The organism is Ectothiorhodospira mobilis, from assembly GCF_016584115.1.
Taxonomy (GTDB): Bacteria; Pseudomonadota; Gammaproteobacteria; order Ectothiorhodospirales; family Ectothiorhodospiraceae; genus Ectothiorhodospira; species Ectothiorhodospira mobilis.
In genome coordinates, this window is record NZ_NRSK01000028.1 from 22,301 (window position 1) to 29,457 (window position 7,157).

The following is a 7,157-nucleotide window of genomic DNA, read 5'->3' on the forward strand; positions in this document are numbered from 1 at the left end:
ACGATCCCCCCAACGATACGGACCCCCAGCCATGCAGATCCTTCTCGCCAACCCCCGCGGCTTCTGCGCCGGCGTCGACCGGGCCATCGAGATCGTCGAACGGGCCCTGGAACGCTTCGGCCAACCCATCTACGTGCGCCACGAGGTGGTGCACAACCGCTATGTGGTGAACGAACTGCGGCAGAAGGGGGCCATCTTCGTGGAGGAACTGGACCAGGTTCCGGACGGGGCCACGGTCATCTTCAGCGCCCACGGCGTGCCCCGCAGCGTGCAACAGGAAGCCGAACGCCGGGGCCTGCGGGTGTTCGACGCCACCTGCCCCCTGGTCACCAAGGTGCACATGGAGGTGGCCCGGCACGCCGCCAAGGGCGAGGAGGTGGTGCTCATCGGCCATGCCGGACACCCGGAGGTGGATGGCACCCTGGGGCAGTACGACCGCAGCCGTGGGGGGGACATCCATCTGGTGGAGAACGAGGCCCAGGCGCGCAGCCTGCAGGTACAGGACCCGGAACGCCTGGCCTATGTCACCCAGACCACCCTCTCCATGGACGACACCCGCGGCATCGTCGAGGCCCTGCGGGAACGCTTCCCGAAGATCCAGGGGCCGCGCCGGGACGACATCTGCTACGCCACCCAGAACCGTCAGGACGCCATCAAGGCCCTGGCCGGGGAATGCGATCTCATCCTGGTGGTGGGCTCCCCCAACAGCTCCAACTCCAACCGCCTGCGGGAGATCGCCGAGAAGATGGGGGTCACGGCCCATCTCATCGACACCGCCGCGGACATCCGCCCCGAGTGGCTGCAGGGCTGCCGGCGCATCGGGCTCACCGCCGGGGCCTCGGCCCCGGAACTGCTGGTGCAGCAGGTTGTGGAACACCTGCGCCCCCTGGGCGCCGAAACCCTGGTGGAGCACCAGGGCCGACCCGAGCAGGTCATCTTCTCCCTGCCCCGGGCCCTGCGCACCGAGGAGGAATGAGCCCCCTGAATTCAACCCATAAAAAACGGGCGCCCGGAGGCGCCCGCAAGGGACATGCATCTGCAGGGATGGAAGGGCCTCACTTGCGCGTGGCGGTGAACTCCGGATAGGCCTCCAGGCCGCATTCGGCGATGTCCACGCCGCCCATCTCATCCTCCTCGCTCACCCGGATGCCCATGGTCACCTTGAGCAGCAGCCAGAAGAGCAGGCTGAGGATGAAGACGAAGGCGAAGATGGAGACCACGCCCGCCAGCTGGGCCAGGAAGGTGGCGTCCGGGTTGGACAGCAGCACCGCGAACACCCCCCAGATCCCCGCCGTGCCGTGGGCGGAGATGGCCCCGGCCGGATCGTCGATGCGCATCTTGTCCAGCAGGACAATGGAGAACACCACCAGCACACCGCCGATGAAGCCGATGAGGGTGGCCAGCAGCGGATGGGGCATGAGCGGTTCTGCGGTGATGGCCACCAGCCCCGCCAGGGCGCCGTTGAGGCCCATGGTGAGGTCGGTCTTGCCAAAAAGAAGGCGGGAGGTGATCAGCGAGGCCACCACGCCGCCGGCCGCCGCCAGGTTGGTGTTGGTGAACACCCGGGCCACGTTGTTGGCGGACTCCACATCGGACACCTTCAGCTCGGAACCGCCGTTGAAGCCGAACCAGCCCAGCCAGAGGATGAAGATCCCCAGGGTGGCCAGGGGCAGGTTGGCCCCGGGCAGGGCATTGATCTGCCCCTTGGGTCCGTACTTGCCCTTGCGCGCCCCCAGCAGCAGGACCCCCGCCAGGGCGGCCACCGCACCGGTCAGGTGCACGATGCCGGAGCCGGCGTAGTCGGAGTAGCCCAGGTCGCTGAGAAAGCCCCCGCCCCAGCTCCAGAACCCCTGGAAGGGATAGATGAAGCCGGTGAGCACGACGCAGAACAGCAGGAAGGCCCAGAGCTTCATGCGTTCGGCCACGGCGCCGGAGACGATGGACATGGCGGTGGCGACGAAGACCACCTGGAAGAAGAAGTCCGACAGGCTGGAGTAGTAGACCTCCCCGCCGCTGGCGACCACCTCCTCCACGCTATGGTCCACGCTGCTGAGCACCGGCCAGAAGCTGGGGATGAGGCTGTTGATGCCGCCGCCGTACATGATGTTGTAGCCGATGATCATGTACATGATGCAGGCGATGGAATAGAGGGCAATGTTCTTGGTGAGGATCTCCACCGTGCTCTTGGAGCGGACCAGACCCGCCTCCAGCATGGTGAAGCCGGCGGCCATCCACATGACCAGGGCCCCGGACACCAGGAAATAGAAGGTGTCCAGTGCGTATGCGATCTCGATGACTTGATTTTCCACGTTGCGTCCTCCGCCAGATGTAGAAGCCTTGGATGGGGATCAGAGTGCGTCGGAGCCGTTCTCGCCGGTACGGATGCGGATGGCCTGCTCCAGCGGGAAGACGAAGATCTTGCCGTCCCCGATCTTGCCGGTGTTGGCAGACTGGCTCACGGCCTCGATGACCTGATCCACCAGACCATCGTCCACGGCCACCTCCAGCTTCACCTTGGGCAGGAAGTCCACCACGTATTCCGCGCCCCGGTAGAGTTCGGTGTGCCCCTTCTGCCGCCCGAAGCCCTTGACCTCGGTGACCGTGATGCCCTGCACCCCGATCTCGGAGAGGGCCTCGCGCACGTCGTCCAGCTTGAACGGCTTGATGATTGCGGTAACCAGTTTCATGTTCGCTGCTCCTCGGGGACGGTCATGGAAGCACGACCGCCCCTATGCGTGATCAGGACCCGCCCTTCACTCAGAAGGACATGCCGAAGGCCACGGAGACCCGCGGGTCGTCGGCATTGCCGCCGTCGATATCGTTCTGGGTGTAGGCCAGGGTGAAGTCCCCCAGCTCCGTGGCCCGGGTCAGGCCGACGGACCACCAGGTGTAATCCCCATCCCCCTCGTCGGGGTCCACGTAGCCCACGGTGCCGTCCAGGGCCATGTCCCCGGTGAGGTCCAGGCCGTAGCCCAGTTCATAGCTCAGGGAATCCTCCGCGCTGTTGTCATCGGCATTGGTCACCAGATTCACCATGGCATGGGCCCCCATGAAATCCAGCCCGCCGTAGACCTCACCCAAATCGGAATCGTCCAGACTGGGATAGGCATAGTAGATGTACCCCACGTCGAAGCCGACGCCGGAGTCGCCGATGCCGCCGGCCATGCCGAAGTAGCCGTCCACTTCATAACCGCGGCTGTCCGGCCCATAGTCCACGTTGGAGGCCCAGGTCCCCACGTAGAAGCCCCCCTCATGGGCGTAGTCCACCCCACCCTGCACCGCAGCCTGGTCATCGGTCTGGGTGACGCCGCGGAACAGATAGTTGCTGGTGAAGCCGACATTGGCGCTCACCTCGGCGGCGGCGGTGGAAGAGACGGCCGTACCGGCCACCAGGGCGGTGGTAACGGCGGTGGCCAGCAGGGAACGGGTCAGGACGGTGTGCATGATGCGATCTCCTCGAAGCAGTGCGTTGTGTCATGTGATCTGCCACGGGGATGGATGCATCGGTCGTGCCAACACTCTATCCCCAGTGCATACAAGGACTTGGAGTGGCACGCAGGGAGCAGGTGTCGCGCAGCGCAACTTTTTGGGGAAGGAAACGGGAGAATGCACCGCAATGGTGCAGTCTAACGGACCTCAGGGCATGGCCCGCCGGGGTGGGAGGCCGCTAGAATGGGGATCCGTACGGATCGGCGGCCACCGATCCCCTCAATAGCTCAAGAGGAGACATGGCGATGATCGACAACAACACCCTGGACGACATGGTGAAACGGATCACCGAGATGATGCCCGAATCCGTGCAGCACCTGCACGCGGACATCGAAAAGAACCTGAAGGCAGGACTCTCCGGGACCTTCCAGCGCATGGATCTGGTGACCCGGGAGGAATTCGAGGTGCAGACGGCCCTGCTGGAGCGCACCCGGGAACGCCTGACGGCCATGGAATCCCGGGTGCAGGCCCTGGAAAAGCGCTTCCTCGAACCGCAGGCGGGCCACACGGATCACCCGGCCCCCCAGGAGGGCGGACCGGCCTGAGCCCCACAGCGCCCGCCGGGGGCACCGCTCAGTCCATCTCCTTGTAGCCGGTCACCATGGACTTGAGATAAGCATACCAGGGATGGCCGGTGGTGGCCGCCAGGTACACGTGGGCGATGATGAAGACCATCATGGCGAAGGTGGCGGCCACGTGCACATAGGCCACGGCGGCGAAGGAGATCACCTGATCCACCACCGTGCCCCGCCACCAGGCGTCGAACAGCAGGATCAGCCCCGAGAGCCACAGGGCCGGCGCAATGGCCGCCTTGAAGCCGAAATAGGCCAGGCGCTGCAGGGGGTTGTGCTTGGCGGCTGGGGTGGTGGTGTAGGGTTTGTGCTCGCCGGAGAAGATGCCGTAGGTGTAGTACAGGACCATGGGCCAGATGCCGTGGTAACTGGGCAGGTATTGATGCCACTCGCCGGTGACCAGATGCCAGAAGATGGCGAAGGCCGTCAGGGCAATGAGGCACCAGGCCAGGACCACATGGGTGGAGAAGGCCAGATCATAGCCCAGCAACTGATGGGTACCGTGGATCTCCAGGCCGGTGAACAGCAGCCCGAAGATGATGGCCGCCTGGGCCCAGTGCCAGAAGCGTTCGAACAGGGTAAAGACACGGACTTCCGTCATGGACAGGATTCTCCAGGATTCGGGGGCCCCGGGGCGCCCCCACTGAAAACCGACCCCCAGGCCTCACCGGATCGGGCTTAACGGCCCCAGATGGCACGCCGCTCCCTGCGATAGAGGATCAGACGCAGGGCGCCGTGCAGCAGCACCAGCAGCGAGACTCCCCCCACGGCCCACCAACCGGCGCGCTCGATCCAGGGATGACGGTCCCGCCCGGGGATGTACCCCCCCGGCAGATCCTCCAGACGACCGTCCTGACCATGACATTGTGCGCAACCCATGCTGTCCTCCGCCGGGGCCACCATATGGTTCACGGGCCAGTACATGCGGGTCTCCACGAAACCGTATTCACCGCTGAAGCGTAGATCCTCATGGCCGGCCTCACGAGCCGCCTCCACCCCGGCGGCCAGGGCCTGGTCCCAGTCGTAGCCGGTCCAGAAGGCCTCCTCCCCCGGGCCAAAGAGTTTGGCCGGGAGCAGGGTCTGGTGCACCTGATCGTAGGGCTGGCGCCCCGCCATGATCTTGAAGGGCCAGATGCGGGACCCCTCCGCCCGGGGCGTCCCCTCCGGTGTATTGATATTCACAGGACCCGAGGGATCGATGGTCTCCCCCGGCAGGGTGTAGCGCATGTTGCCGTTGAACCAGCGATACACCGGCGGAACATCCTCGGCCCATTCCATACTGCCTTTCTTGCCGTGGTAGGTGACCCGGCCCTCAGCATTGGTCTCCACCACCGGACGGCCCTGCTCATCCAGGCGGCCGGCGGTGGACCAGTCCCAGAGGGTCTTGGTGGACCGACCGCCCCGGGCCAGTTCCGGCACATGACAGGTCTGGCAGGCGATGAAATCCGCATGCCGGTTGAGCTTGTTGTGGATGCGGGGATCATGGGGGGTGTGCCCATGGCAGGACTCGCAGGACGGGCGCTCGTTCCGGCGTCCGGGGATGGCGATCCCCGCCTGGGGGTCGGCATTGATGTGGTAACGGCTGGCCTCCTGGCGGTGACCGCTGAACTCGTGGCAGGTGGCACAACTAAAATCCCCCCCCTGGGGCGACATGTGCACGTCCACGCTGCGGGGGGGATCCAGGAGACTGCTGTCCAGGTCCCCATGCTTGACGGCGTCGCCGCCGCCCCCTTCGAAATGGCAGGCGCCGCAGGTCTCGCGGCTGGTCTTGCCCACGTTGCGGGCCACGTGGTTCAGGTCCGGCGCCTCGATGAGTTCCCCCTGAAAGGTGCGGTCCTCCAGCGGGGGATGCCCGGCACCGGTGGGGAACTTCACATAGGTGCCGGTGGTGTCATGGCAGGCGAGGCAGTCCACGTTCTCCTCCAGGGTGAGATCGTAGTCCGGCCCCTCCCAGCCGTAGCCCGTGTGGCAGGAGGTGCATCGCGGTTCGTTACCCGGCACCATCAGGCACAGGTTATTGATGACATTACGCTTGCCCAGCCGCTGCCCCGTCTCCGGCTGGCGGTAATCCCAGCTCCAGTGGATGTTCTCCTGCACCTGACGGGCCGCCTCGGTGTGGCATTTCAGGCAGGCCCGGGTCACCTGCGGGCCGGTCTCGAAGGGCACCTTCAATTCCGCGAACTCGCGGTGATCGGCGGTGGAATCCAGACGGGAGGCGGGCACCGGGGGTTGGCCGTCCGGCGTCGGCTCACCGCCCCAGGTTTCCGCCTGCAAACCGGGGGCGATCACCAGCAGGAGCAGGCACAGGACGGCGCGCATCAGCGATCGGGACACGGCGGACACCCTCGTGCTGTCTGGAGAAGACGGGATCCGGATGATCATCGTTCCCTTATAAGGGATCATTGGTGACGAAGATATGATGGGGATCAAACCCGGTCCCGGAGCAGGCCGGCACCTGCCACTTCACGCCGCAAGGCAGGGGCCGTATAGTCGGAAAACGAACAGGGACGCCCACCAGGGACGGGATCTCCATGGACCTTGCCGTCGTCGTCAGCCGTGCGCAGCTGGGCATCCAGGCCCCGCCGGTGCACATCGAAGTCCACCTGGCCAACGGTCTTCCGGGGGTCAATATCGTCGGCCTGCCGGAAACCGCCGTGAAGGAGAGCCGGGACCGGGTCAAGGCCGCCCTCACCACCAGCGGATTCCAATTCCCCGCCCGGCGCATCACGGTCAACCTGGCCCCGGCGGACCTGCCCAAGGAGGGCGGCCGCTTCGACCTGGGCATCGCCCTGGGCATCCTGGCGGCCTCCGGCCAGATCCCGGCGGCCGCGCTGAAGGGCACGGAATTTCTGGGAGAGCTGGGCCTCACCGGCGCACTGCGCCCTGCCGGTGGGGTGCTGCCGGCGGCCATGGCGGCCGCCCGGGAAGACCGCGCCCTGGTGCTGGCCCGGGAGGATGCCGACGAGGCCGCCCTGGTGAACGGGGCCCGCATCCTCCCGGCGGGGCACCTGCTGGAGGTCTGCGCCCATCTGCACGGCCAGACCCCCCTGGCTCCCCACCCCGGACGCGGCCCCGGCGACGCCCCCGGTCCCGAAC

General features: G+C 66.1%; 8 protein-coding genes. 3 read left to right on the forward strand and 5 right to left on the reverse strand.

The window, feature by feature from the left end:
- The first annotated feature begins 31 nt into the window (after window positions 1–31).
- A complete protein-coding gene (gene ispH / locus CKO33_RS10740; protein ID WP_200182241.1) occupies window positions 32–976 on the forward strand; it encodes a 4-hydroxy-3-methylbut-2-enyl diphosphate reductase in 945 nt (314 codons plus the stop codon).
- A gap of 79 nt (window positions 977–1,055) precedes the next feature.
- Here ispH and CKO33_RS10745 read toward each other — a convergent pair whose 3' ends face one another.
- The 3 genes from CKO33_RS10745 to CKO33_RS10755 form a co-directional block, all read right to left on the reverse strand.
- Window positions 1,056–2,309 (reverse strand): ammonium transporter family protein, encoded by a 1,254-nt coding sequence (locus CKO33_RS10745; RefSeq protein WP_200182242.1) that lies wholly within the window; start codon window positions 2,307–2,309, stop codon window positions 1,056–1,058.
- 39 nt (window positions 2,310–2,348) lie between these two features.
- Entirely contained in the window at window positions 2,349–2,687 is a 339-nt protein-coding gene (gene glnK, locus CKO33_RS10750) for a P-II family nitrogen regulator (RefSeq protein WP_200182243.1), read from the reverse strand.
- Between the two features lie 70 nt (window positions 2,688–2,757).
- Window positions 2,758–3,444 (reverse strand): TorF family putative porin, encoded by a 687-nt coding sequence (locus CKO33_RS10755; RefSeq protein ID WP_200182244.1) that lies wholly within the window; start codon window positions 3,442–3,444, stop codon window positions 2,758–2,760.
- A 290-nt stretch (window positions 3,445–3,734) separates the two neighbouring features.
- Between CKO33_RS10755 and CKO33_RS10760 the strand changes: the two genes are divergently transcribed.
- On the forward strand, window positions 3,735–4,034 hold the full coding sequence (locus CKO33_RS10760) for an accessory factor UbiK family protein (protein ID WP_200182245.1): 300 nt from the start codon (window positions 3,735–3,737) through the stop codon (window positions 4,032–4,034).
- 28 nt (window positions 4,035–4,062) lie between these two features.
- Here CKO33_RS10760 and CKO33_RS10765 read toward each other — a convergent pair whose 3' ends face one another.
- Both CKO33_RS10765 and CKO33_RS10770 read right to left on the reverse strand, forming a co-directional pair.
- Window positions 4,063–4,662: a cytochrome b/b6 domain-containing protein gene (locus CKO33_RS10765; RefSeq protein WP_200182246.1), complete on the reverse strand. Its 600-nt coding sequence runs from the start codon at window positions 4,660–4,662 to the stop codon at window positions 4,063–4,065.
- Between the two features lie 77 nt (window positions 4,663–4,739).
- Complete coding sequence (locus CKO33_RS10770; RefSeq protein WP_338081769.1) at window positions 4,740–6,395, reverse strand: tetrathionate reductase family octaheme c-type cytochrome; 1,656 nt, start codon at window positions 6,393–6,395, stop codon at window positions 4,740–4,742.
- A gap of 197 nt (window positions 6,396–6,592) precedes the next feature.
- Here CKO33_RS10770 and CKO33_RS10775 point away from each other — a divergent pair.
- On the forward strand, window positions 6,593–7,157 hold a 565-nt coding region (locus CKO33_RS10775), incomplete at its 3' end, for a magnesium chelatase domain-containing protein (protein ID WP_200182247.1).

Bases quoted from the DNA above. Each gene is read 5' to 3' on its own strand.
- ispH (WP_200182241.1), top strand. From the start codon at position 32: ATGCAGATCCTTCTCGCCAACCCCCGCGGCTTCTGCGCCGGCGTCGAC.
- glnK (WP_200182243.1), bottom strand. From the start codon at position 2,687: ATGAAACTGGTTACCGCAATCATCAAGCCGTTCAAGCTGGACGACGTG.
- CKO33_RS10755 (WP_200182244.1), bottom strand. From the start codon at position 3,444: ATGCACACCGTCCTGACCCGTTCCCTGCTGGCCACCGCCGTTACCACC.
- CKO33_RS10760 (WP_200182245.1), top strand. From the start codon at position 3,735: ATGATCGACAACAACACCCTGGACGACATGGTGAAACGGATCACCGAG.
- CKO33_RS10765 (WP_200182246.1), bottom strand. From the start codon at position 4,662: ATGACGGAAGTCCGTGTCTTTACCCTGTTCGAACGCTTCTGGCACTGG.